The organism is Pseudoalteromonas sp. NZS37, from assembly GCF_015864265.1.
GTDB classification, from domain to species: Bacteria; Pseudomonadota; Gammaproteobacteria; order Enterobacterales; family Alteromonadaceae; genus Pseudoalteromonas; species Pseudoalteromonas arctica.
In genome coordinates, this window is the sequence record NZ_JADYXL010000011.1 from 76,369 (window position 1) to 100,426 (window position 24,058).

The 24,058-nt window shown below is 39.6% G+C and carries 26 protein-coding genes; 9 read left to right on the plus strand and 17 right to left on the minus strand.

All coding sequences use genetic code 11. The features are described 5' to 3' along the window. The first annotated feature begins 8 nt into the window (after nucleotides 1-8). The 7 genes from mrdA to lipA all read left to right on the plus strand — a co-directional run bounded on the left by mrdA (nucleotide 9) and on the right by lipA (nucleotide 7,096). Nucleotides 9-1,877 carry a penicillin-binding protein 2 gene (gene mrdA / locus I6F47_RS17560; RefSeq protein WP_197184272.1) on the plus strand — a complete coding sequence of 623 codons (1,869 nt, stop codon included), beginning with the start codon at nucleotides 9-11 and terminating at the stop codon, nucleotides 1,875-1,877. After that, nucleotides 1,874-2,980: a rod shape-determining protein RodA gene (gene rodA, locus I6F47_RS17565; protein WP_007585558.1), complete on the plus strand. Its 1,107-nt coding sequence runs from the start codon at nucleotides 1,874-1,876 to the stop codon at nucleotides 2,978-2,980. Before mrdA ends, rodA begins: the two co-directional genes overlap by 4 nt. Next, complete coding sequence (locus tag I6F47_RS17570) at nucleotides 2,980-3,744, plus strand: septal ring lytic transglycosylase RlpA family protein (protein ID WP_010554698.1); 765 nt, start codon at nucleotides 2,980-2,982, stop codon at nucleotides 3,742-3,744. The genes rodA and I6F47_RS17570 overlap by 1 nt, the downstream gene beginning before the upstream one ends. A gap of 99 nt (nucleotides 3,745-3,843) precedes the next feature. Beyond that, entirely contained in the window at nucleotides 3,844-5,007 is a 1,164-nt protein-coding gene (locus I6F47_RS17575; RefSeq protein ID WP_197184273.1) for a serine hydrolase, read from the plus strand. Nucleotides 5,008-5,182: 175 nt separating this feature from the next. Beyond that, nucleotides 5,183-5,461 (plus strand): DUF493 family protein YbeD, encoded by a 279-nt coding sequence (ybeD, locus tag I6F47_RS17580; RefSeq protein ID WP_002958517.1) that lies wholly within the window; start codon nucleotides 5,183-5,185, stop codon nucleotides 5,459-5,461. Nucleotides 5,462-5,480: 19 nt separating this feature from the next. Then, nucleotides 5,481-6,131: a lipoyl(octanoyl) transferase LipB gene (gene lipB, locus I6F47_RS17585; RefSeq protein WP_165721387.1), complete on the plus strand. Its 651-nt coding sequence runs from the start codon at nucleotides 5,481-5,483 to the stop codon at nucleotides 6,129-6,131. Beyond that, a complete protein-coding gene (gene lipA, locus I6F47_RS17590) occupies nucleotides 6,131-7,096 on the plus strand; it encodes a lipoyl synthase (RefSeq protein ID WP_002958515.1) in 966 nt (321 codons plus the stop codon). Before lipB ends, lipA begins: the two co-directional genes overlap by 1 nt. 80 nt (nucleotides 7,097-7,176) lie before the next feature. Here lipA and I6F47_RS17595 read toward each other — a convergent pair whose 3' ends face one another. After that, on the minus strand, nucleotides 7,177-8,463 hold the full coding sequence (locus tag I6F47_RS17595; RefSeq protein ID WP_197184274.1) for a VCBS domain-containing protein: 1,287 nt from the start codon (nucleotides 8,461-8,463) through the stop codon (nucleotides 7,177-7,179). 256 nt (nucleotides 8,464-8,719) lie between these two features. On the opposite strand from I6F47_RS17595, the gene I6F47_RS17600 reads away from it, so the two are divergent. Beyond that, on the plus strand, nucleotides 8,720-8,959 hold the full coding sequence (locus I6F47_RS17600; RefSeq protein WP_007585551.1) for an RNA recognition motif domain-containing protein: 240 nt from the start codon (nucleotides 8,720-8,722) through the stop codon (nucleotides 8,957-8,959). A gap of 106 nt (nucleotides 8,960-9,065) precedes the next feature. Here the strand turns inward: I6F47_RS17600 and I6F47_RS17605 are convergent, their stop codons facing one another. After that, entirely contained in the window at nucleotides 9,066-9,215 is a 150-nt protein-coding gene (locus I6F47_RS17605; RefSeq protein ID WP_197184275.1) for a hypothetical protein, read from the minus strand. Between the two features lie 142 nt (nucleotides 9,216-9,357). On the opposite strand from I6F47_RS17605, the gene I6F47_RS17610 reads away from it, so the two are divergent. Next, nucleotides 9,358-10,977: a M28 family metallopeptidase gene (locus I6F47_RS17610; protein ID WP_165721385.1), complete on the plus strand. Its 1,620-nt coding sequence runs from the start codon at nucleotides 9,358-9,360 to the stop codon at nucleotides 10,975-10,977. 35 nt (nucleotides 10,978-11,012) lie between these two features. Here I6F47_RS17610 and I6F47_RS17615 read toward each other — a convergent pair whose 3' ends face one another. From I6F47_RS17615 to I6F47_RS17685, 15 genes are all read right to left on the minus strand, one after another. Then, complete coding sequence (locus I6F47_RS17615; RefSeq protein WP_024591129.1) at nucleotides 11,013-11,960, minus strand: PDC sensor domain-containing protein; 948 nt, start codon at nucleotides 11,958-11,960, stop codon at nucleotides 11,013-11,015. 233 nt (nucleotides 11,961-12,193) lie between these two features. Then, nucleotides 12,194-12,409, minus strand: coding sequence for an EF-hand domain-containing protein (locus I6F47_RS17620; RefSeq protein WP_002958509.1), 216 nt, complete (start codon nucleotides 12,407-12,409; stop codon nucleotides 12,194-12,196). 95 nt (nucleotides 12,410-12,504) lie between these two features. Further along, complete coding sequence (locus I6F47_RS17625; protein ID WP_197184276.1) at nucleotides 12,505-12,711, minus strand: calmodulin; 207 nt, start codon at nucleotides 12,709-12,711, stop codon at nucleotides 12,505-12,507. A gap of 169 nt (nucleotides 12,712-12,880) precedes the next feature. Then, nucleotides 12,881-13,093, minus strand: a complete 213-nt coding sequence (locus I6F47_RS17630; RefSeq protein WP_007585535.1) for a calmodulin — start codon at nucleotides 13,091-13,093, stop codon at nucleotides 12,881-12,883. Between the two features lie 615 nt (nucleotides 13,094-13,708). Continuing rightward, nucleotides 13,709-13,924 (minus strand): TIGR02450 family Trp-rich protein, encoded by a 216-nt coding sequence (locus tag I6F47_RS17635; RefSeq protein WP_007585532.1) that lies wholly within the window; start codon nucleotides 13,922-13,924, stop codon nucleotides 13,709-13,711. A gap of 70 nt (nucleotides 13,925-13,994) precedes the next feature. Next, nucleotides 13,995-14,348: a cupredoxin domain-containing protein gene (locus tag I6F47_RS17640; protein WP_010554690.1), complete on the minus strand. Its 354-nt coding sequence runs from the start codon at nucleotides 14,346-14,348 to the stop codon at nucleotides 13,995-13,997. Nucleotides 14,349-14,368: 20 nt separating this feature from the next. Beyond that, on the minus strand, nucleotides 14,369-16,615 hold the full coding sequence (locus tag I6F47_RS17645) for a heavy metal translocating P-type ATPase (RefSeq protein ID WP_197184277.1): 2,247 nt from the start codon (nucleotides 16,613-16,615) through the stop codon (nucleotides 14,369-14,371). Beyond that, a complete protein-coding gene (locus I6F47_RS17650) occupies nucleotides 16,605-17,048 on the minus strand; it encodes a MerR family transcriptional regulator (protein WP_197184278.1) in 444 nt (147 codons plus the stop codon). Before I6F47_RS17650 ends, I6F47_RS17645 begins: the two co-directional genes overlap by 11 nt. 510 nt (nucleotides 17,049-17,558) lie before the next feature. Then, nucleotides 17,559-18,056: a DUF2059 domain-containing protein gene (locus tag I6F47_RS17655; RefSeq protein WP_010554687.1), complete on the minus strand. Its 498-nt coding sequence runs from the start codon at nucleotides 18,054-18,056 to the stop codon at nucleotides 17,559-17,561. Nucleotides 18,057-18,186: 130 nt separating this feature from the next. Further along, nucleotides 18,187-18,519 (minus strand): Na+/H+ antiporter subunit G, encoded by a 333-nt coding sequence (locus tag I6F47_RS17660; RefSeq protein ID WP_007585525.1) that lies wholly within the window; start codon nucleotides 18,517-18,519, stop codon nucleotides 18,187-18,189. Nucleotides 18,520-18,528: 9 nt separating this feature from the next. Then, nucleotides 18,529-18,798, minus strand: a complete 270-nt coding sequence (locus I6F47_RS17665) for a K+/H+ antiporter subunit F (RefSeq protein ID WP_007378493.1) — start codon at nucleotides 18,796-18,798, stop codon at nucleotides 18,529-18,531. Next, on the minus strand, nucleotides 18,792-19,328 hold the full coding sequence (locus tag I6F47_RS17670; protein ID WP_007585523.1) for a Na+/H+ antiporter subunit E: 537 nt from the start codon (nucleotides 19,326-19,328) through the stop codon (nucleotides 18,792-18,794). The genes I6F47_RS17665 and I6F47_RS17670 overlap by 7 nt, the downstream gene beginning before the upstream one ends. Continuing rightward, entirely contained in the window at nucleotides 19,328-20,845 is a 1,518-nt protein-coding gene (locus I6F47_RS17675; protein ID WP_007585521.1) for a monovalent cation/H+ antiporter subunit D, read from the minus strand. The genes I6F47_RS17670 and I6F47_RS17675 overlap by 1 nt, the downstream gene beginning before the upstream one ends. Further along, nucleotides 20,842-21,195 carry a Na+/H+ antiporter subunit C gene (locus tag I6F47_RS17680; RefSeq protein WP_010554685.1) on the minus strand — a complete coding sequence of 118 codons (354 nt, stop codon included), beginning with the start codon at nucleotides 21,193-21,195 and terminating at the stop codon, nucleotides 20,842-20,844. Before I6F47_RS17680 ends, I6F47_RS17675 begins: the two co-directional genes overlap by 4 nt. Beyond that, entirely contained in the window at nucleotides 21,195-23,987 is a 2,793-nt protein-coding gene (locus I6F47_RS17685; RefSeq protein ID WP_033012429.1) for a monovalent cation/H+ antiporter subunit A, read from the minus strand. Before I6F47_RS17685 ends, I6F47_RS17680 begins: the two co-directional genes overlap by 1 nt. Nucleotides 23,988-24,058: the final 71 nt, after the last annotated feature.

The following is a 24,058-nucleotide window of genomic DNA, read 5'->3' on the forward strand; positions in this document are numbered from 1 at the left end:
CCCTTGCCATGCTAAAACATAGACCCACTATTCGTGACCACTCCGCAGAAGCAAACTTATTTGCTAGGCGAGCATTCGTGGGTTTTGTTTTTGTATTAGGATTAGTCGCTGTATTACTTTCTAATCTTTATACTATTCAGGTAGAAGATCACCAAGACTACCAAACCCGCTCCAACGATAACCGCATTAAAGTTATTCCTATTGCACCCAACCGTGGTTTAATTTACGACCGTAACGGTGTGCTACTTGCTGAAAACAAACCTGTTTACAACCTTGAAGTCATCCCCGAAGAGGTAGATGACCTTGACGAATCGCTTGATCAAATAAGTAAAATAATTGCGATTACAGAGCAAGATAAACAAGACTTTTTAAAAGATATAAAACACACCCGTCGTTTTAAATCACAAATATTAAAAGCCCGCTTAGACGAAACAGAAGTGGCGAAATTTTCGGTTAATCAGCATAAATTCCCTGGTTTTAGTATTGAGGCACGTCTGGCTCGCTACTACCCATTTGGCGACACGCTAACGCATGCGCTTGGATATGTTGCCAAGCTTAATAGAAAAGAGCTAAACCAATTAGAACAAGAAGATCGTGCAACCAATTACCGTGCTACATATGATATTGGCAAGCTCGGATTAGAAAAATACTATGAAGAAACATTGCACGGTAAAGTGGGCTCACAACGGGTAGAAGTTAATAACCGTGGCCGTGTAATTCGCACTCTAAGCATGACCCAGCCACAACCTGGTAGCGATTTAGTGCTTACCTTAGACATTGGCTTGCAACAAATTGCACAGCATGGGCTTAAAGATATGCGTGGCGCTGTTGTAGTTATGGATGCAAAAGATGGTGGCGTGCTGGCACTTTATTCAAACCCAAGTTACGACCCAAATTTATTTGTACACGGCATTAGCAGCAAAAATTATAAAGCGTTACTTAACCAAGACCGTCCGTTAATAAACCGTACTACGCAAGGTCGTTATGCGCCTGCCTCTACGGTAAAGCCCTTAATGGCTGTATTAGCGCTTGAAGAAAATATAGTAAATGAATCAACATCAATGTGGGATCCTGGTTTTTTCCAAATTCCAAATGTTGAACACAAATGGCGAGATTGGAAACGTTGGGGCCATGGTCATGTGGATGTATACAAGGCGATTGAAGAGTCGTGCGATACCTATTTTTACGATGCGGCTTATCGATTAGGCATTACTAAAATCAGTGATTTTATGGCCCGTTTTGGCTACGGCGATTTGTCAGGTATTGATATTCATGAAGAAACTACTGCTATTCTACCTTCAAAAGAATGGAAAGAAGGACGCTTTAAAGAGTCTTGGTGGCGTGGTGATACTATTTCGGTAGGTATTGGTCAAGGTTACTGGACTGCTACACCAATTCAAATTGCAAATGCGACTAACATATTAGTTAATCGTGGTATTAATCATCCACCTCATTTGGTGCAAGTAATAAAAAAAGATAGCGACATAACGCAAATTAACAACGAAGAAAAACCCCCTGTTATTTTAAAAGATCCACGCCATTGGCAGGTATCGTTAGATGCAATGCATAATACAGTTCAAAAAATATCAGGCACAGCGCACAAAGCATTTAAAGGCACTAACTACGACTCGGCTGGTAAAACGGGTACTGCACAGGTAGTTAGTATTGCCCAAGGTGAACGCTACGATGCAGAATCGCTTAAAGAGCGCCAGCGTGACAACACAATTTACGTAGGGTTTGCACCTTACAACGATCCTAAAATTGTGGTTTCTGTTGTATTAGAAAACAACCACGGTGGTATTCAAATTGCTCGCCAACTTATGGATTACTACTTTGCAGCCAATCCAGTTAATCTTGCAAGGAACGATACACCATGACCGCTTTGCACGATAAACGCTCTATTTGGATGCGTATGCATCTAGACCTACCACTGCTTATTGCATTACTCATAATGATGGCTGGTAGCATAATGGTTGTTTACAGCGCAAGCGGCCAAGACTCTTCAATGATGATTAGGCACATGACTCGTATGGGCGGTGCGGTTGTTGCTATGGTTGTTTTGGCCCAGTTTTCGCCTGCCACATTAAAGCGTTTAGTGATCCCACTTTATTGCGTTGGTTTATTAATGCTAGTGGGTGTACTTTTATTTGGCGTAAGCTCAAAAGGCGCACAGCGATGGCTCGATTTAGGGGTGACACGGTTTCAACCTGCAGAATTAATGAAGTTGGCAGTCCCGATGATGGTAGCTTGGTATATAGGGCGTAACCACTTACCTCCTCGGCCAATGCACTTAATTATTGGCTTTATGATCGTAATGCTCCCTACATTATTAATTAAAGAACAACCCGATTTAGGTACCGCTATACTTATTGCAAGTTCAGGTATATTTGTTTTGTTTTTGTCTGGATTAAGTTGGCGTTTAATCGGCTTTTTAAGCTCTATTGTAGCTCTTGCCGCATGGCCATTTTGGCACTACGGTATGCACGATTATCAAAAGCAGCGTGTACTCACCTTTTTAGACCCTGAGAGCGATCCGCTCGGTTCGGGTTATCATATTATTCAATCTAAAATTGCTATTGGCTCAGGCGGTATAGAAGGTAAAGGCTGGCTGCTTGGTACGCAATCGCAATTAGAATTTTTGCCAGAGCGCCACACCGACTTTATATTTTCGGTTTTAAGCGAAGAATTTGGTTTATTTGGCGTATGTGTTTTACTTAGTCTCTATTTATTTATTATTGGCCGTGGTTTATACATTGCTGTTAATGCACAAGATGCATTTGGTAAATTGCTCGCAGGCGCACTCACCCTCACCTTTTTTGTATACGTATTTGTAAACATAGGCATGGTATCGGGTTTATTACCTGTTGTAGGCGTACCTTTACCACTGATTAGTTATGGTGGTACATCGATGGTGACGTTAATGGCAGGATTTGGCATTATTATGTCAATCGCAACAGATAAAAGGATGCTTTTAAAATAATGCGACACACTAACCAGCTTATATTTACCACGTTATTAATTTTGCTTTTAAGTGCATGTAGTAGCGGCTCAAGTAGCCGTTATAGCATGCGCCATGATGCAGCACCACTTAGAGCCCCGACTACACTTGAGATGCAAGACGCTATAGTTACCGAAGTAACTAAAAGCGCCAGCGCTAGTCGCCCATATACAGTGCTTGGTAAAAGTTATTCACCCATGCTTGATGAAACAGGCTTTAGTGAAGAAGGCATTGCCTCTTGGTATGGTCGTAAGTTTCATGGTTATCACACTTCAAATGGTGAAACGTATGATATGTTTGCCATGACCGCAGCGCATAAAACGCTGCCACTACCTAGCTTTGTTAAAGTAACCAATACAGCAAATGGTAAATCGGTAATCGTTCGCGTGAACGATCGGGGCCCGTTTCATGACGATAGAATAATTGACCTTTCGTACGCAGCCGCTTACAAGCTTGGCTATTACACCCATGGTACAGCAAAGGTTAAGCTAGAAGCCGTTACGCTTGCGGGCGCAACTGCGCGTCAAACCTATATTCAGGTAGCTGCAGGTAGTACACTTGCTAATATTGAAGCGCTTGCCAGCACATTGCGAGAGCAATACAAATTACCAACAAATATCGTTCAAAAAGACGACATTTACAGACTGCATTTAGGGCCAATAAAAGATACTCCTCATGCAGACGAAGTATTAAAAAAATTAAAACAAAATCAATTTCAAAACGCGTTCTTGCTTTACACTCAGTAAGACTAATACCCAAACTACCCCAGGATGCTCGCATCTTGGGGTGGTTTGGGTATAAAATGGCGTAACGCGAATCTTTAACTTTAACCATTAATGAGTATGATGAAATCTATTAAACATAAAATCCTCAAAGGTGTATGCGGCCTAGTTTATACAGCCGCCGTATTTTCAGCCAGCGCCCAAATTATTCCGGCACCACCTCAAGTTAATGCAAAAGGTTATTTTTTGGTCGACTTTACAACAGGTAAAGTTATTGCTGAAGGTGAAGCCGATACACAGCTAGCACCTGCAAGTTTAACTAAAATGATGACCAGTTATGTAATTGGTACTGAAATTAAAGCAGGTAATATTGCCACTACCGATATGGTAACGGTAAGCGAAAAAGCATGGGCTAAAAACTTCCCAGAATCTTCAAAGATGTTTATTGAAGTAGGTAAGCAAATTAGTGTTGATCAGCTTAACCACGGTATTATTATCCAATCAGGTAATGATGCATGTGTTGCAATGGCTGAGCATATTGCTGGGAGCGAAAGCGCATTTGCTGATTTAATGAATGCCCATGCTGCTAAATTAGGTATGAGCAACAGCCACTTTATCAACAGCCACGGCCTTGATACTGACGAGCACTTCACAACGCCTCGCGATATGGCGACACTTGGTGCTGCACTTATTCGTGATGTGCCAGATGAATATGCACTTTATAAGCAAAAATCGTTTACTTATAACGGCATTAAGCAATATAACCGTAACTCATTATTGTGGGACGAAAGCTTAGATGTTGACGGTATTAAAACTGGTCATACATCAGAAGCTGGCTACAGCCTAGTTACCTCAGCAACTAAAAACGATATGCGTTTAATTGCTGTTGTTATGGGTACTACCAGCGAACGAGCTCGTAAAGTAGAAAGTAAAAAACTACTTAACTATGGTTTTCGTTTTTATGAAACAATTACTCCGTACAAAGCAGGCGATAGCTTTGCAGAACAACGTATTTGGATGGGTAACAAAGAAAATGTATCTTTAGGTATTTTAGAAGATACACCGATTACTATCCCACGTGGTCAGCATAAAAACCTTAAAGCTAACTTTGAGCTAGATAACACACTTGAAGCACCACTTGCTAAAGGTACTAAAGTAGGTACGTTATTCTTACAACTAGAGGGCGAAGATATTGCTCAATACCCACTGGTAACACTTGAAGAAGTGGAAGAAGGCAGCTTCTTTAGCAAAATTTATGATTACTTACGTTTACAGATCATGCAGTAATTTATAGCTCCCCTATTAACTAGGGTAACTAATTTAAACGTCTCCACTGTGAGGCGTTTTTTTTTGCTTGAAAAATGTTAGAATGCGCCCCATATAAGCAAGACTGCTAATTGCCTATCTGTATTAAGCTTCAAGCTTGCATAGAGTCCACACTTTTGTATGAGGAGTCACCGTCGTGGTTCAACCTGTTAAAGATACTAAATTTGATGAGTACCTAGAGTACCCTTGCCCATTTACATTCAGAATAATGGGTTTAGCTAATGTAAACTTAACTGATCAAATTTTAGCTAAGTTACAACCAATAGCACCTGGCGATTACGCCCCTAAAGTAAAACCAAGCAGCAAAGGTAATTACGAGTCAGTAAGCCTTGTAGCAACGGTTACTAGTGGCAAACACATTGAAGAAATTTACAACGTGATCAGCAATATTGATGACGTACGCCACATGCTTTAAGCCATAGTTGAGATTTGTTGTGAACGAAAACACTTTGATCGTACGCCAACTGGGTCGTCAGCGTTATATGCCAATTTGGCAAAAAATGCAGGACTTTACCGACACCCGTGATGAAAATACGCCAGATGAAATTTGGCTTGTAGAGCACGAGAGTGTATTCACCCAAGGTCAGGCTGGTAAGGACGAACACTTACTGGCTCCTGGCGACATTGAGGTGATTAAAGTTGACCGTGGCGGACAAGTAACTTATCACGGCCCTGGCCAGCAAATGATGTATGTATTATTTAATCTACGTCGTTTAAAGATTGGTGTACGTGAACTGGTTACATGGCTTGAAGAGTGCATTATTGAATCACTCGCCGAGTATGGTATTGAAGCTTATGCTAAAGCTGATGCACCCGGTGTTTACGTTAACGACAGCAAAATTGCATCCCTTGGGTTAAGGGTTCGTCGTGGTTGCTCGTTTCATGGCTTAGCATTAAATGTTAACATGGACCTAAGTCCATTTTTACGCATTAACCCATGTGGTTATGCGGGCATGAATATGGTGCAAACTAAAGAATTAGATGGTCCTCAAAACCTAGAAAGTGCAGGTGAAGGATTGGTGAAACACATGATCAAGAAGCTTAATGCAACACAGGTTAAGCATACTGAAGGGTTTGAAAACTAATGAATAAACCAGTCAAAATGGAACCAGGTGTAAAACTACGCGACGCAGAAAAAATGGCGTTGATCCCAGTAAAAGTTTTACCTACAGAAAAAACTGAAATGTTGCGTAAGCCAGAATGGTTAAAAATTCGCTTACCTAAATCAACCGATCGCATTGACGGCATTAAAAAAGCGCTACGTAAGCATGGCTTACACTCGGTATGTGAAGAGGCTTCGTGCCCTAACCTATCTGAATGTTTTAACCACGGTACAGCTACCTTTATGATTTTAGGTGCTATTTGTACTCGTCGTTGCCCATTTTGTGATGTTGCCCATGGTCGCCCATTAAAACCTGATGCCACTGAACCTGAAAAGCTAGCACTTACTATTAAAGATATGAAGCTAAGCTACGTTGTAATCACTTCAGTTGATCGTGATGATTTACGTGATGGTGGTGCACAGCATTTTGCCGATTGTATTCGCGAGATTCGTAAACATAATCCAACTATCACTATCGAAATTTTAGTACCTGATTTTCGTGGTCGTATGGACCGCGCATTAGAGATATTAATCGAGACGCCACCAGATGTGTTTAACCACAATCTTGAAACTGCGCCACGTTTATACAAACTAGCTCGCCCAGGTGCTGACTACAAATGGTCATTAGAATTACTTCGTCGCTTTAAAGAAGCCCACCCAGAAGTTAAAACTAAATCAGGCTTAATGGTAGGTTTAGGTGAAGAAATTAGCGAAATTGAAGAAGTGCTTCGCGATTTACGTGCACACAACGTTGACATGCTAACTGTAGGCCAATATCTACAACCTTCTAAGCATCACTTACCGGTTAAACGCTACGTGCCACCAGTAGAGTTTGACGGCTTAAAAGCGTATGCAGACGAAATTGGCTTTACTCACGCGGCTTCAGGTCCATTTGTACGCTCAAGCTACCATGCTGATCAACAGGCAGCGGGCAAAGAAGTAAAATAACCACTTTTATCAAAGAATAAAAAAAGCCGTTAATAATGCATAATTATTAACGGCTTTTTCATGCTAATTGATAAAATAGCTTACTGCGCTAACTTACCTCTTGTGATAGAAAAATCAGCAAACCTAACACGTTCTTCATCAACTCGAAGGCTGTCGGTTTCAACAATTGAGCGGTATATTCCCCACTTAGGACGAGCAAAATCATCATCATTAAAGCCGCGCCACATATCTATGTTTTGCTCGCTTATATTAAATATCTCTGCGTTGTCGCTTAAGCGCGTTAATGTCATATCAAGCTTACCACTTTCACTAAATGTAGCTTGTACAAATACCTCGACCCATTCATCTGTAATTAAAGACCAGTCGGTTTCAATTAAGTTTTTATCAAGACCCGTGCTGTTACCGTTTTCGTCAAAGCCTGCGCTATACCGCACTTGCAGTTGATTGCCTGTACTGTTTTTTTGCGCTCCTGAGAGAGTGATAATAGGCTGATCGTCATTACCATTGGTGTTGTCGTTACTTTCGTTACGGGCTTTTATTTGAAAAAAATGGCTAAACTTACTCGTAAGCTCAAGCTCGCTACTTACTTTAAATTTCCAGCTGTATTGAAATGTCTCCCCCTCAAACGCCAGTGTTTCTTGCGGTGATTTATCGTAGGTTTTTATTTCGTTGCGTTGCCTGTCACTTGCACCTTTGTCTTTATCTTGGTCATCATCTCGGTGGGCTAAAAATACAAAATGGCTACCAATTATCGTATCGGTATCTTCGATAATATGGACAACACTTTCATGATTGCCAGCGTATAAATCTGGAGATTCAATTGACCCTTCGCCGAATGCATTTTCAATAAGTGTGTATGCGTCAAGTCCCGAATCTACGCCATCTGATTGCAATAACACGTGCGAGATGCTCTCAAAGCCATCAGCTTGAGTTATTGGTGCACCAACAATTGTTATGATAATTTGTGCGCCAGTACCATCTAAAGAGTTTACTGTTATTGTGTCTTGCAGTGTTTCGTCTTCACTTAAAGATGTTATTGAAGCGTTTAAATCATCAAGTGTATATGACCAATTTCCACCAGCATTTAAGCTAAAAAAACCATAGCTTGTAGCGCTATTTTCTTGTGCTATAAAAGCAGCCTCACCGGATTGTTGATCAGTAATGGTTAATGAGCCTGTTATTGCATCATTACTATCACTAATAACTTCGCCTCGGCTATTACCACCAATTATTGCTGGAGTTTTTAAAGTAATCGCTTCATTATTTTGCACCGTAGAATCAGAGCCAGAGCTGCCACAACCAACAACTAAACAAGATAGAAGTGCGGGTGTAATTACATTACGCAGTTTAAGATTATATTTAGGCATTGTTAGCTTTATAGTTAATAGTAAGTTAATAAAACATAAACTTACCAATTAACTATGCAAATAACCACAACTCAATTACCAATTAACATGACCAATTTAATGGCAATCCATTTAAAATTATAAAAGCTATGTTTTTTCAGTGTGATACAAACAATTATTCCTATAGAACGTTTATTTATATATGTTTTAAAATAAAATTAGGTTAAAGCTGAGTTACTTGAGATAATTAGTACTGACATAATTATTTAGGTTCATTATGAAACTATTAGTTCGTAACTTGTCTCGTGCTACCACTGAGCATGAGCTTCGTACTTTATTTGCAGAGCACGGTAAAGTGACTACCTGCAACTTGGTACTTGATAAAGAAACTGGCCAATCTAAAGGCTTTGCCTTTTTAGAAATGCCAAACGACATAGAAAGTAAAAGCGCCATTAAAGCACTTAACCAATCTACTGTTGATAAAAGTAAGATCCGCGTAAAGCTTGCAGACGCATAAAGCTAACTGCAACTTATACTAAAAAACCAGCTAATGCTGGTTTTTTGCTTTTAGTGCCAAGTATTGTATTTAAGCTTTATATTTAGCTAAAAAAACTAAGCGGTTATTAAGCCGCTTTTTTTATACTTATAGTGCCCAATATTATAAAAGAAGCAGACAGCGCAAAAAATGTCTCCTGCTCAGCTAATATTGCAGCAGCAAAAAATGCAATGCCACTAGCTATAAATAAATACCCACTTTTTTTACATTGGCTCATTATGTGCTCCCTTAGGTTGTTCGTTATTTATACACCTTATAAAATCAATCTGCAATTGAATGAAAAGTTCTCTATAAAAATTCGACATCGCTGCGGTGCTTCCTTTATATTGAAAGCCTAATTAAATAACAATATGAAGACTATGGCATCTACTCTTTTAAAAAGCGCTAGCCTAAGCCTGCTAGTTGCACTCTTTGGCTGCTCAGAGCCTGCAAGCCAACAAACCCCATTAGAAAATACAGCCGGTGTAAGCCTTAGCAATATTAAACAGCATATTAAAACGCTAGCCTCTGATGACTTTCAAGGCCGAGGCCCACTTACTCATGGCGAAGTGAAAACAGTAGGCTACTTAAGCGAGCAATATAAAGCGCTGGGTTTAACCGGTGCTTATAAAGGTAAATACTTACAGCCTGTAAAAATGGCAATGGTGACAGCTAATCAGGACATGCAGTTAAAGGTAGGTGATTTGAGCTTTGAATCAGGCAAAGACTTTACCGCACGTACCGAGCAACTTCAGCCATTAATTGATGTAAGAAGCTCTGACGTTGTATTTGCGGGCTACGGTATTAATGCGCCAGAATATAGCTGGAATGACTATAAAAATATTGATGTAACTGGTAAAACAGTGGTTGTGCTAGTTAACGATCCAGGCTTTGCTACTCAAAACGATGCCCTTTTTACTGGCAATGCAATGACCTACTACGGTCGCTGGACTTATAAATATGAAGAAGCCGCTCGCCAAGGTGCAAAGGCTGTATTTATTGTTCATGAAACAGCACCTGCGGCATACCCTTGGGGCGTAGTTGAAAGTTCAAACACCGGCACTAAATACACGTTAATGGATAACAATTTAAACGCGTCTAAATTACCAGTTATGGGCTGGCTAACACTTGATGCGACTGAGAAAATGTTTAACGCCGCAAAGCTTAACTATCAAGATTTAAAACAAGCAGCATTAAATAATGACTTTAAAGCGACGCCACTTAACTTAAAAGCAAACCTTGCCTTTAAAAACGAAGTATCTCATGCAAAATCGCATAACGTAGTTGCACAAATTACAGGTAGCGAATCACCTGACGAATACGTTGTTATTAGCGCTCACTGGGACCACTTTGGTACTAAACAAACGGATACTGGCCCTAAGATTTATAACGGCGCAGTAGATAACGCTTCAGGCACTGCAGCCACGCTTGAAATAGCACGCATCATGAGCAAAATGAACAAGCAAAAACCATTTAAACGCTCAATTATTTTTGCTAACTTTACAGCAGAAGAAACGGGGTTAATTGGTTCTGAAGAATTTGCATCGGGTGCGGTTGTACCTACAAAAAAAATGGTCGGTCTATTAAATATTGATGGCATGAACGTGCTTGATGGCACTGACTACATTTTACAATACGGTAAAGATTTATCGACAATGGAAAACTATTTAGCAAAGGCTGCAAAATCACAAGGCCGTGTTGTTAAAATGGATCCTCGTCCGCAAAATGGCTTATTTTTTAGATCTGATCATTTCTCACTTTCTAAGCAAGGCGTGCCTAGTTTATTATTTATGAGCCTGGGCGATACCGATCCTGAGTACATTGCGCATAAGTACCATAAAGAAGCAGACGACTACTCTGCTGATTGGTCGTTAGGTGGTGTTAAGCAAGATATAGATCTTATTGTTGATATAGCCACTCAACTTGCAAACAATGGCGATTGGCCAAAGTGGACGAGCGAGTCTGACTTTAAAGCCAAACGCGCGCAAGATAAACAATAAATAACTATTAATAGTTATGTAATATAAAAATCCTCCTACTTGGAGGATTTTTGTTTTAAACGAGCCCGCATTAATAGCGTTTCGGCCTTTGCTCCTAAATAAACATAAATAGCTAGTGCAATTAAAAGCCCCACTACTGCAAGCATCATCGCTATTGCAGGCATTAAATACTCCGATTGCCCCAACGCCGCTTTAAACATAGTTAACAACGCCTCAATTGATATAGCAATTAACACGGTAGATATAAACCGTGTAATAGTGCGCCGCGTAGATGAGTGCCTAAAAATATCCTTATGCATAAGGATTTCTTCTTCGAGTATTGTTTTACCTAAATCGAATACTGCTAATGCTAGGGTGATGTAAATAATGATACTAAAGGGTTCAAGTGGGTCTGATGAGGTATCTACATGGGTTAATAGCGCGTATATATCATTAAAAACGATATTCAGTAAAAATAATACTAAGCAAAATAAGCACGCAACAATAATACCGTAACCCGCTTTAAAGTAAGGCGACATATTAGCGCGCGCAGTATCACCCATTACAAACTCAATAAGCTGCGTTAAGCTCACATCAACGACCAAGTAATGTTGATTATTAATTGGTTTTTTTAGTTCTTTAATCGCCGATATACATAAATGGTTAGTCGCTATAGAAATGTAGGGATCAGTAAAGCACACCCTATCACTTGTTTTAGCGTTCAAAAAATAGGGGCGCTCGCTTAAATCTTGTTGATTACCACTTTCACCTAGTTTTTTGCTATATGCCCGTTTAAAGCAGACATTATTACCCTGCTGCAAACCTTCTGCATTTAAACAATATTGTAATTCTAAAAATGGGTACTGCTTAATCAGGTAGCGGGTATCACGCTCCTTAGTTAACCCATCCTCAATACTCATCAAAATAGATTCAAGTAAACTGTGTATCACATGCTCATATTCATGGTAGCGCTCAACACTACTGATATAACTCATTCGCGCCATTTTAAATACTCATTAACCTAAGTTATAAATAGATTTGCAAGTTTAAAACCAATAATAAAACAACTTAATAATCAGTAACTTAATTAAATTAAAACTCGAGTTTTGCACTATTTTGGTGACTAAACAGTAATATATTAAGTTAAATGCACAAAAAAGCAGCTAAGTATTAATTACTTAGCTGCTTTGTGAGTATGACTGGTAAGGCTTTACGACTAACTTAAATATAGAGCCTGTTACTGAACCTTCGAAAACTCTTCTTTAGATAATTCGCCATTTCCATCTGCATCTAATTGATCAAAAAGCTGTACTAGTTGCGAGTTTACTTGGGCTTCTGTTTTACTAATTACGCCGTCGCCATCAGTATCAAAAGAATCAAAATCTACCGCAGCAAACGCCGCTGAAGAAGAAGCAAGGGCTACAAGAGCTAAAGTTTTGTGTAATGTTTTCATAATCGTTTCCTTAGGCTTTGAGCCTGATTAGGGGTGACCTGATTAGAGGTAAGAAGTCCTTTTCAAAGATCCTTTAGGAGTAAAGTGTTTATAAATTAATATTCAAAAAAATCATTTACTGTCGGACCACCGCTACTTTGAACATTTAGCTCGTCAAATTGCTCTATCACTTGCACCGATTCTTCAGCTTGACTAATTGAAGCGTTGTCGTCTGCATCGAGTGTTTCAAAGTCTGTGTTTGCAAATACTACTGACGAAGAAACAATAGCCATAAGTACAAATGTTGATTGTAGCTTTTTCATAATTTAATCCTTCAAAAGTATGCGGTGTCCTAAATAAATTTGCTCTATAGTGCTCTCTAGTCACTTCCTGGTTATTCTTTTTAGTAGGCTCCCTTGCCTACTTAGGTTGTCTTTGGCAACTCAGAATTTAGATAACATTACAGAACATTAACTGCTTAAGGCTTTAATTTTAGGCCTTAGAAAACTCATCTTCAGATAACTCACCATCTTGGTTTGTATCGAGTTCTTCAAATTTGCTTAAAAGCTCAGCATCCACTGATGCTTCGGCTTGGCTGATTGCGCCATTACCATCTACGTCTAGCGTATCAAAATCTGTTGCTGCAAAAGCCGCTGATGAAGAAGCTAGCGCCATTAGTACTAGTGTTGATTGAAATGTTTTCATAATAGTATTCCTTCATTGGGTTGTTGCGATTAAGGCCTTTGGCTTTCATCACGTTTTGCTTAATACACTCTAGGTATTACAACTTTGGTGCCACTTTTTATTTATTATTTAAAAACAATGAGTTAAACAATATAAAGCGAGAGAAGCTTAATTTGAGGAGGTGTTATTGTTGCTATTTAGCAACAGCCATTTACCTAAAAATAATAAACCGATATAAATCAATTAGTTAGGTTTAGTTAAAAAGACACACTTTTGCTAAAAAGCCAAAAAGGGGGGTGTTTGGGTTAGTCTTCAAAATAAACTGAATATGAACATGGAAGTAACATAGGATTTGTTCGTGACTATTAAATAATTAATTCATTTATAATTAGTCAGTTACATTATTTTTGAGATTTATTATAAAAATTTTGAAAGGATATTTTGAAATTAACTGTTTTGTTGCCAAATAGCGAATTACTCAGAAAGAATGTGATATATGAGCTAAGTTATAGCATTGAGTTCATAACTTAATGCGCCGTAAAATATAGGTTCGCTTGAGTTAAGCAAACCTACATCGTGTGCCAGCTATCTGCAAATGTGCCGCTATTGGAGTGAGGTAAACTATGTAGATTTAAACTACTTCCACCCTTGCAGCCACTTTTGGTTATCTTTTAAATCTCGCCAACTAATTGGATATTGATTTTTTGACATAACAGCCTCGGTAATACATTCAATTACGTTGCCATCTTCATCAAATTCCACCTCAACAATAATGAAGTGTTTTTCTTTATTTATAGAAGGTGTTGCGGTCCATTTACTATTCAATAATTTTTTAGGGTTTAATTTATTCATTTAATGTAACCACTCCTACTCATAACTTATATAAGGCAACTATACGACCCCAACACCTACTTAGTTCAGGTTACTGAGCAACTAGCTTGCCTTTGTACATTTTCATTTGGCAATGAAAGTCATACTCACCGGCTTCAAGCGCAGGTAGTTTAACTGTATTGCCATCACCCATTGCCAGCGTTTTACTTATATCAAGCTGTGGAAATACCACTGTTTCGGCGCACGGCGCGCCATCTTTTCTATCAAAGGTAAGTACAACCTCTTTGTTGGCTGCCACTTTAATGTGTCCTGGCTTATAAACACCGTTATCAACGACTATCGTTACTTTGTTGTCATCACTTTGTGTTTGCTCTGGTTTGTATAGCCAAAACCAATAAATAATTGCGGCTATTAACAGTGCACCACCTATATTAATCATCAACATAATGTACTCCTTAGCTTAAATTACGATTTATTTGGTTTGAAAAAACGTAAGCGATTAGCGTTACTTACCACTGTAAGCGATGAAAGTGCCATAGCTGCACCGGCAACAACAGGGTTAAGTAGTATTCCAAAAAATGGATACAACACGCCGGCTGCAATCGGAATACCCGCCACGTTATAAATAAAGGCACCAAATAGGTTCTGTTTAATATTTGAAATAGTTGCATTACTCACTGCAATTGCATCAGCAAGGCCATGTAACGAACCACGCATTAAGGTAATGTCTGCACTTTCTATTGCAACATCGGTACCAGTGCCAATTGCAAACCCTACATCTGCTTGCGCAAGTGCGGGGGCATCGTTAATACCGTCACCTGTCATACCCACTATTTCACCGTTTGCTTGGCGCTTTGTTACTTCGTTTACTTTGTCATCGGGCATTACTTCTGCAATAAAGTCATCAATACCAACTTGCTTAGCAACGGCTTGTGCAGTGGCTTTGTTGTCACCTGTTAGCATAACTAGGTGGATACCTTTATCTTGCAGGCGTTTAATAGCTTCAACTGAATCCTCTTTAATAGGATCTGCTACTGCAATAATAGCGTGGAGCTTATTATTACTTGCAAAATACATGGGCGTTTTAGCATCACCGGCAAGTGTTTGAGCTTGCTCGGTTGCATCATCAACGGCTACATCGTATTTATCCATTAGCGCTTTATTACCAAACAACAATGTTTGCCCGTCAACACTGCCAGTTACACCTTTACCTGTAATTGCGTTAAAGTCGGCTACTTTACTTAAAGCTAAGCCCTGCTTTTTAGCGTGTGCCGTAATTGCTTCTGCCAGTGGATGCTCTGAGCTACTTTCAAGGCTTGCAACACGTTGCATTACTGTATTTTCATCACTGTTATTAAACGTAACTACATCGGTAACTTGCGGTGTACCTTGAGTAATAGTGCCTGTTTTATCTAAAATCATGGTGGTGATTTTAGATGTTGTTTGCAGCGACTCACCATTTCGAATTAATATTCCTGACTCTGCAGCTTTACCAATACCCACCATAACCGACATAGGGGTTGCGAGTCCTAGCGCACAAGGACACGCAATAATAAGTACAGTGGTTATTGCAACAACGGCATAAGCAATGGATGGCTCAGGTCCAAAGTTTAACCATGCAAGGCCAGCAAGTACTGCAATAATCATGACTGTTGGTACAAATATTCCTGATATAACATCAGCTAAGCGCCCTATTGATGGCTTAGAGTTTTGTGCACGTTTTACCATATTGATAATATTAGCCAGTGTGGTTTCGCTACCAATGTGCGTGGCTTTAAATAATAAAGTGCCACTTTTATTAATACTTCCGGCAACGACTTTGTCGCCCGTTTTTTTGCTTACAGCCATTGGCTCACCAGTAAGCATTGACTCATCAACCGTACTGCTGCCTTCAATAACATCGCCATCCACAGGGATTTTTTCACCCGGGCGTACGCGTACTTCATCATTTTTTACCACATCACTAATGTCGATGTCTTGCTCTTGCCCATCGCGAATTACGCGTGCAGTTTTTGGTTGCAGGCCAATTAAGCGTTTAATTGCTTGTGAGGTGCGCCCACGTGCTTTTACTTCAAAAGCGAGCCCTAAACTAATTAAACCGATGATCATCGATGATGCTTCAAAATATACGTGTCTTGCGACTTGTGGTAATAAGTTTGGTGCTATTACCACAAACATTGAATACAACCACGCAGTACCTGTACCAAGCGCTATTAATGTATCCATATTGGCAGCATGGTTTTTGAATGCCTGCCATGCACCGTTGTAAAATTGTTTACCTGATATAGCCATAACCACAAGCGTGACTATACCCACTAAAAACCATGCTATTCGTTGTGTGTCGGTGGTCACACTCATGTCAAAAATAAGCCCGTATATCATTAACGGTGCACCGACCCCTAACGCTAATATCATATTACGCATTAGCTTTTTGTAATGTGCCTCGTCCGACTTTGCTTTTTCATCAAGTGCATCTTGATCAGACTCGTTACTCATTGGCTTAGCTGAATAACCAATGTTTTCGACTGCTTTAATAAGCGTGCTTTCGCAAGCTTTACCTTCTACACGTACTGTACGCTCAGCAAAGTTCATTTCTACATTTTGCGCACCTTGCACGCTATTAAGGGCTTTTTCAATTTTAGCCACACAACTGCCGCAATTAGCACCCTCAATAATAAAGTTTTGCGCGGTGTCTTTTGTATTAGTCGTCATTACGCTGCTCCTTATTTGCAGAATCGTTTATTGGATCAACAAAAGATTCTATTAAACTACACACGTCACTGGCATTTGCACCATCGGCTGATGTATCCCATTGCTCCAGAGCTGCATGCATTCTGTTTCGTAATTTTAATGTTTCTTGAAATAGTGCTTCGGTTTCTTCTAGGCGTTTAGTAATGAGTTTACGCGTTAACGGACAAGGACAATTCCCCTGCTCTGACTCGCCTATAATGTGTTGAATATCTTTAAGTGAAAAACCTAGTTGACGAGAGCTAATAATAAACTTTAAACGATGCTGGTCTTGCTTTGTATACTCTTGATAGCCATTTTCTTCACAGCGTATTGGGTTAAGTAACCCAACACGTGTGTAATGACGAACAGTATCGGCAGTCACGCCCATTAACTTGGCGAGTTGTTTAACATACATAATTTAGCTCCGTCGTGTTTCAGTAGCTTCATAATAAACCTAGGTGCAACACATAGGTCAATGACTATTTTAAAACTAATAAAATAATACCAATTCGCTTAACTAAGTAACCTATTTAAGACAAGAAAATCGTGTTGATAACAAGGCAAAGGTTTCGTTATTTAGTTGTTATCACTAATTGCCTCTGCATCCATGCAGTTGTATATCAAAAATGTTTAACGCAGTTAGCGCCGAATTTAATCCCTCAAATTGATTAAGTATTGTTGCTCATTGGTATAGTGACACAAACATAATTAACTTAAGCTGATATCGGGCGTGTATTATCTGGAGGGGGTGTAATTCAGGAGAGAAGCGCCTAAGTAAGGCGCGTATTAATCTAAGGGCGTGTTGATCATTGGTGGTTTAATTTACAGCAGACTGTTTGGTCTATAGGCAAGGCAGAGCCTATGTAGTGTGGTTATTCCCCATAAATAGGCGATAACGCAGCATAAATACCAAACATGCGCTGCCCTAGTTTGATTCGCTACGGCTTTGCTCTAATTCGTCGCTTAGTTGCTGCGCTAAAGTTTGTATTTTAGGCATAGCATCTTTCATTAAGCTTTGTGACATTTGCATAGACTCTTGCATCACAACAGGCATTTTTTCAAGTATTTTTTGCCCTGTATCTGTTTTATAAAACGCTAACATATCGGCAATTTCTTGCTCACTAAAATGTTTGTCGTACACGCTAATCATCATCGGCTGCATTTTGGCCCAGCTCATTTCGGTTTTTAATACCGTCGTCATGTCGCTGTAGTATTTATCAAAAATTGCCTGTTCAGAAGGCTTAACGCCCATTTGATCTGACATGCCTTTCATCATACCTTCAACCTGGCCGTACATAGAGTCAACCATTGAATCTAAATTCATTACACTAATAAGTTCATCTATTTTTTGCTGCTTAGTATTTTGTTCAGCATACAAACTACTAGAAAAAATCAGTAATGATAAAAGTAGTACCTTACCCATAATAATATCCTTTCATATAAATAATCTTTTTATAGTTACATTATTAATTAGTCTTGTAAAGGGTACAAGCAGTCACTAAAAAGGCCGAATAAAATGAATTTATTCGGCCTTTTATAAATATATTTTTATGTTAATCATCTTCTACATTATCTAAGCCTTTAGTGCCTTCTTTGGCTTTTAGCTTATGATGAATAGCTGACTTTATTAGCATGTAACCACTAATCGGTGCCGTAATTAGTAAAAATATAGTAATGAGTATTTCTTTAACACTTAGGCCATGCCCTGAATTTGCAAAATAAACCATAGCTGCAATTAGCATACTTGCCATGCCCAACGTTGTTGCTTTAGTTGGCCCATGCAAACGCATAAAAAAGTCAGGTAGTTTAACTAAGCCTATTGAGCCAATTAAAATAAACGTACCACCAAATAACAATAATATTGATACAACCCATTCGCTGATCATGTTTTCACCTTATTCAATTATATCGCCACGTAGTAAATACTTACACACTGCAACTGTACTTATGAAACCTAGCATGGCAATAAGCAGTGCAGCTTCAAAATAAAGCCCTGTATCCATACTAATGCTATATAAAATAATCAGTGCAATGACGTTAATGTACATTGTATCGAGCGCTAAAACACGATCAGGCACTGATGGACCAATGATCAATCGCCATAAATTAAGCAATAATGATAAGCCAATCATCGAAAAAACAATGAGTAATACGGTGTCTAACATTGAAATATCTCCTTTAGTGGAGCTTCGTAGCGTTGTTTTATTTGTTTGATAAGTGCTTCTTCATCTTTAAGGTCAAGCACATGTATTAATAAGTAGCGTTGTGTTGGCTCTTCACCCTCAGGTAACGATTCAGCAATTGGGTAAACCTCTGCACTCACTGTACCGGGTGTAAGCGATACACTACTGGCCAATATGGTAATTGGCATATCATGAGTTAAATCTATCGGTACTTTTATAAATGCCGGACGCAAATTTTTAGATGGCCCAAGTATAAGTAAAGCCACTTGTAAATTTGCTACGACAATATCGTACAGCACAATAAGCAACTGCTTAAGAGCCAAGCCCGGCTTTAAAATTAGTGGCTGAGGCTCGCGAAGCGAAAAACTTAATATCGGGATAAGTATTGCAAAAATAGTCGCTAATACTAAGTGCCCTACCGACACGCTATTATTTAACAATAGCCAAACCATAAACAAAAATAAGCTACGAAATGGCGTTGGTAACCAACGAAAACGGGCTTGTAATCTCATCACATGCCTCCTTTAAGTACAGCATTAATACCGCCGCTTATATCATGTAACTGAGTAGCAGCACCTAGCATGTATTCACTTATTGGTCCGCCAAAAATAACGAGCAATGGCGAACACGCAAGTAAACCTATAATTACAATTACCTGCAACGGGTGTGCATTTGCACAATCTGCGTTTTCGCTATTTTTACTTTTATGCTCCCAAAACAAGGTCGTGCCAGCACGCGAAAGCGCTACCAACAACGCGAAGCTTGTTACTAAATATACAGGCCAAAATAGTAAAGCTTGCTCACTATTTAATGTGGCTTTAAGTATCCAAATTTTACCTACAAAGCCTGATAGTGGCGGCATACCAACTACAGTTAAAGCCGCAACAATAAAGCACACACCTAATAAAAATGGTTGTTTAACAGAGCGACCCGCTACTAGCCTATCACCAACTTTACCGCGCTGCGTAGAAACAAGGTCTGCTAGTAAAAACAGTGCGGCACTAACAACTGTTGAATGCACTAAATAATATAAAAGTGCAGCAGTGGCATTTACATTTTGCAATGCAATTAGCGCAACCAACGTACCTACCGATACTAATACTAAGTTAGAGGTGAGTTTACGTAAGTCTTGCGCTGCCATAACGCCAATGGCACCCACTATAATGGTGGCAATTGCTAAGCCCCAAAGCCAAGGCTGCGCCATATGTTCAAGCGCTCCTGCTTGTTCGCCAAATATCACCGTGTAAACACGAAGCATGGCGTAAACGCCTACTTTGGTCATAATCGCAAACAATGCTGCAACTACAGGTTTAGCGCTTGAATACGTATTTGGAAGCCATAAATGCAGAGGTAATAGTGCGGCCTTTAAAGCAAATACAATTAATAGTAATAAACCACCTGCTTTTGCTAGGTATACATCATCGCCCGAAAGCTGTGATACTTTTTGCGCCATATCTGCAATATTAAGCGTACCAAGTACACCGTACAAAATACCCAAACCGATTAAAAATACGCTTGAGCCAACTAAATTTAATATTACATATTGCAGTGCCGCACGAGTGTTTTGTTTATCACCTGCGTGCATTAACAGTGCATATGATGCAATCAGTAACACTTCAAAAAAAACAAATAGGTTAAATAAATCGCCAGTTAAAAACGCGCCATTTACACCCAATATTAAAAAGTGGACAAGTGGATGATAAAAGCTGCCCTTTTCATCATCGCCAGCACTACCATATAAAATAGCGCCCAAACCTAAAAGTGAAGTTAACGTAACCAATAAGGTAGATAACATGTCAGCGACTAAGACTATCCCAAATGGTGCAGACCAACTACCAATAGCGTAAACATTAATACCTGTATTATTAATATGTACAAGTAAAAGCACACTAATGGCAAAAGTAGCTATTGCCATTACAATTGAAACTAAGCGGCGAATTTTGACGCTTTTACCACATGGCGGCAGCAATAAAATAACTGCCGTCAACATAGGTAATAAAATAGGTAGCGAAGCTAAATGTTGGATCATTTTTGCTCCTTATTATCTGCAGAGGTGTTAGGCACATAACCATCAACATGGTCACTACCTAAATCGGCGCGCCCACGTATTGCCAAAATAACCACAAATGCGGTCATCGCAAAACCAATCACTATTGCAGTTAGTACTAATGCTTGAGGTAGAGGATCGGCGTATTCTGTGCCAGTACCAAGTACTACCGCTTTATTAATAGTAAGGCGACCTGCTGAAAACAAAAATAAATTAACAGCGTATGAAATCATAGTAAGCCCAAGTACTACAGGGAATGTACGAGCTCTCAGCAGTAAAAACACACCGCAACTGACCAATACTCCAACGCAAGATGCGTACAATAATTCCATTAAATATTTACCTCTTTTTTCTGGGTATCTGCTGTCATATTACCTAAGCTTGCTAAAATCATTAACGTAGCGCCTACAACAGTTAAGTAAACACCTAGGTCAAATGCAATCGCGCTGGCAAGCTCTGTTTTACCGACAAACGGAATATCAAAGTAGTCAAACCAAGTTGTTAAAAATGGCTTATCGAAGAACCAACTACCCACACCTGTAAACAAAGAAATACCAATGCCTGAGGCTATAATTTTGCGATAATTAACATCAAAGCGTTCGTTTATCCATGCTGTACCATGCGCCATGTATTGCAAAATAAACGCGATTGACGTTACTAACCCAGCAATAAAGCCACCACCAGGTAAGTTATGCCCACGTAAGAAAATATATGCAGAAACTAATAACGCAAGCGGTAATAAACTTTGTGAAATACTCGCCAGTAATATTGGATGGCGCTCTCGTGCCCATGGGCGCCCTTCGCTGTCGCTCGCTGGCATAAATAATGGGATTCGAGAAAGTACTTTAAATATACCTAATGCGGCAATGCCTAATACGGTAATTTCACCAAGCGTATCAAAGCCCCTAAAGTCGACTAAAATAACGTTAACTACGTTAGTACCACCGCCACCAATTTTAGCGTTAGCAATAAAGAAGTCTGAGATTGAATCTAATGGACGTGTAAGTAATGCATAACAAATACTCGCTATCACTACACCTAACGTAGAGGCTATTGCTAAGTCTCGAAGTACGCGTAATGAACTTGATTCTTTTGGCGTATGCTGAGGCAAGAAAAACAATGCCAGCATAAGTAAAATAATAGTAACAACCTCAACAGTTAGCTGCGTAAGCGCTAAATCTGGAGCAGAAAAGCGTGTAAATACAACCGACACCATTAATCCTACAATTGAGAGCATTAATAGCGATACCATTCGAGAGCGATGCCAAATAACGGTGGCAAGAGCACCAATAATCAATAAGCCTGCACCAATTGCATTGTGCACATCAACAGGGGTAAGTGGCATGCTTCCGGCAAGTTGTTGCATTTCAAATAATGGCCAACCCGCACACAGCAATACTACCGCTAGCATAATTACAAGGTAGCGCTGTAGCGATCCATTTTCGATACTGCTTACCTTTGACTGACACCAAGCAATAACGCTTAATATCACACGTTCAAACGTTTTTTTAGCGTTTAGAGGTGGTAACGATGCTTGAAATTGAAATAGATATTTACGATTAATATAAATAAATAAGCCGCCAGCAATCGCCATCGCACTCATTAGTAGAGGCAAGTTAAACCCATGCCAGATAGCCAATTCGTACACTGGCATTTCTTTTCCAAGTACAGCTAAAGACGCCGCAGATAAAATGCCATCAATTGTAAAGTGCGGGAACATACCCACTAACAAACAAATCACAACGAGTATTTCTATTGGTACACGCATATAGCGCGGTGGCTCATGCGGCGTACGAGGTAAATCAATTGGTTCACCATTAAAAAACACGTCATGAATAAAGCGTGCTGAGTACGCAACAGCTAATGCACCTGCAACAGTTGCCAGTACTGGAATTAACCACGACATAGAACCAAGCACTTGCTGGTGTAGCGTTTCTGCAAAAAACATTTCTTTAGACAAGAAGCCATTTAGTAAAGGAACTCCTGCCATTGCAGCCGCCGCGACCATCGCAAGCGTTGCAGTGTATGGTAAGTATCGCCACATACCATTTAATTTACGCATATCGCGCGTGCCCGTTTCGTGATCAATAATACCAACGGCCATAAATAACGACGCTTTAAACGTTGCATGGTTAATTATGTGAAAAATAGCAGCAACAGTCGCAAGCTCAGTATCAAGTCCGAGTAATAGCGTTATTAAACCCAAATGGCTTATTGTTGAATAGGCTAACAAGCCTTTTAAGTCGTGTTTGAATAGTGCTATATAAGCGCCAAACAACAGCGTAGCTAAACCCGTTAACCCAACGAGCAAGAACCAAGTATCGGTGCCTGCCAAAGCAGGATGAAAACGTGCTAACAAAAATATACCGGCTTTTACCATCGTCGCAGAATGTAAATACGCGCTTACTGGCGTAGGCGCTGCCATTGCATGAGGAAGCCAAAAGTGAAATGGAAATTGTGCCGATTTAGTAAACGCACCCAGTAGCACCAATACCAATGCTACTTCGTATAAATCATGAGATTGAATTATTGCTTTACTCGCTAGAATAACATCTAGGTCGTAACTACCAACAATATCACCTAATAGCATCAATCCAGCAAGTAACGCTAAGCCGCCCGCGCCTGTTACAGCAAGCGCCATACGTGCGCCTTTTCGCGCTTCTGATTTATGCCACCAAAAACTAATTAATAAAAATGAGCTGATGCTCGTTAATTCCCAAAACAACCACAGTTGAATGACGTTGTTAGACATAACAATACCAAGCATTGCAGTCATAAATAGCATTAAGTAACTATATAGCTTAGCCATTGAGTCATTAGCGCTTAGGTAGTAACGGGTGTAGAGGATAACGAGCAAGCCTATGCCTAAAATCATAAACATAAACAATAAACTGAGGCCGTCTAACCGCAGAGACAAATCGAGTCCTATTGACGGGATCCAAGCTAAAGAATAACGAATGGTTTCGCCCGCTAAAACGGCAGGTGCATGGTATAGAGTAATCCCCAAAGCCGTCAAAGGCGCAAGAGCCGTTAAACTAGTGCTTAAATTGCGGGATAACTTACCTGTGCATGCAGAAATAACACTGCCAATTAAGGATAACAAGGGTATCCAGAGCAAAGTCATAATGTAGGGCCTTTTATTATCATAAGTTTATCAGGGCATCTCTTTTTAATACTAAGTGATGCTTTTACTGC

What these genes read in the sequence shown, in the direction of transcription:
- I6F47_RS17625 (WP_197184276.1), bottom strand. Translation starts at nt 12,711, where the DNA reads ATGAAAAAGCTACAATCAACATTTGTACTTATGGCTATTGTTTCTTCG.
- I6F47_RS17650 (WP_197184278.1), bottom strand. Translation starts at nt 17,048, where the DNA reads ATGTATGTTAAACAACTCGCCAAGTTAATGGGCGTGACTGCCGATACT.
- I6F47_RS17630 (WP_007585535.1), bottom strand. Translation starts at nt 13,093, where the DNA reads ATGAAAACATTTCAATCAACACTAGTACTAATGGCGCTAGCTTCTTCA.
- I6F47_RS17605 (WP_197184275.1), bottom strand. Translation starts at nt 9,215, where the DNA reads ATGAGCCAATGTAAAAAAAGTGGGTATTTATTTATAGCTAGTGGCATT.
- I6F47_RS17685 (WP_033012429.1), bottom strand. Translation starts at nt 23,987, where the DNA reads ATGACTTTGCTCTGGATACCCTTGTTATCCTTAATTGGCAGTGTTATT.
- I6F47_RS17595 (WP_197184274.1), bottom strand. Translation starts at nt 8,463, where the DNA reads ATGCCTAAATATAATCTTAAACTGCGTAATGTAATTACACCCGCACTT.
- lipA (WP_002958515.1), top strand. Translation starts at nt 6,131, where the DNA reads ATGAATAAACCAGTCAAAATGGAACCAGGTGTAAAACTACGCGACGCA.
- I6F47_RS17675 (WP_007585521.1), bottom strand. Translation starts at nt 20,845, where the DNA reads ATGATCCAACATTTAGCTTCGCTACCTATTTTATTACCTATGTTGACG.
- I6F47_RS17665 (WP_007378493.1), bottom strand. Translation starts at nt 18,798, where the DNA reads ATGTTAGACACCGTATTACTCATTGTTTTTTCGATGATTGGCTTATCA.
- I6F47_RS17575 (WP_197184273.1), top strand. Translation starts at nt 3,844, where the DNA reads ATGAAATCTATTAAACATAAAATCCTCAAAGGTGTATGCGGCCTAGTT.
- mrdA (WP_197184272.1), top strand. Translation starts at nt 9, where the DNA reads ATGCTAAAACATAGACCCACTATTCGTGACCACTCCGCAGAAGCAAAC.
- I6F47_RS17670 (WP_007585523.1), bottom strand. Translation starts at nt 19,328, where the DNA reads ATGAGATTACAAGCCCGTTTTCGTTGGTTACCAACGCCATTTCGTAGC.
- I6F47_RS17640 (WP_010554690.1), bottom strand. Translation starts at nt 14,348, where the DNA reads ATGTTGATGATTAATATAGGTGGTGCACTGTTAATAGCCGCAATTATT.
- rodA (WP_007585558.1), top strand. Translation starts at nt 1,874, where the DNA reads ATGACCGCTTTGCACGATAAACGCTCTATTTGGATGCGTATGCATCTA.
- I6F47_RS17620 (WP_002958509.1), bottom strand. Translation starts at nt 12,409, where the DNA reads ATGAAAACATTACACAAAACTTTAGCTCTTGTAGCCCTTGCTTCTTCT.
- I6F47_RS17615 (WP_024591129.1), bottom strand. Translation starts at nt 11,960, where the DNA reads ATGGCGCGAATGAGTTATATCAGTAGTGTTGAGCGCTACCATGAATAT.
- I6F47_RS17635 (WP_007585532.1), bottom strand. Translation starts at nt 13,924, where the DNA reads ATGAATAAATTAAACCCTAAAAAATTATTGAATAGTAAATGGACCGCA.
- I6F47_RS17570 (WP_010554698.1), top strand. Translation starts at nt 2,980, where the DNA reads ATGCGACACACTAACCAGCTTATATTTACCACGTTATTAATTTTGCTT.
- I6F47_RS17600 (WP_007585551.1), top strand. Translation starts at nt 8,720, where the DNA reads ATGAAACTATTAGTTCGTAACTTGTCTCGTGCTACCACTGAGCATGAG.
- I6F47_RS17655 (WP_010554687.1), bottom strand. Translation starts at nt 18,056, where the DNA reads ATGGGTAAGGTACTACTTTTATCATTACTGATTTTTTCTAGTAGTTTG.
- I6F47_RS17645 (WP_197184277.1), bottom strand. Translation starts at nt 16,615, where the DNA reads ATGACGACTAATACAAAAGACACCGCGCAAAACTTTATTATTGAGGGT.
- I6F47_RS17660 (WP_007585525.1), bottom strand. Translation starts at nt 18,519, where the DNA reads ATGATCAGCGAATGGGTTGTATCAATATTATTGTTATTTGGTGGTACG.
- I6F47_RS17680 (WP_010554685.1), bottom strand. Translation starts at nt 21,195, where the DNA reads ATGGAATTATTGTACGCATCTTGCGTTGGAGTATTGGTCAGTTGCGGT.
- I6F47_RS17610 (WP_165721385.1), top strand. Translation starts at nt 9,358, where the DNA reads ATGGCATCTACTCTTTTAAAAAGCGCTAGCCTAAGCCTGCTAGTTGCA.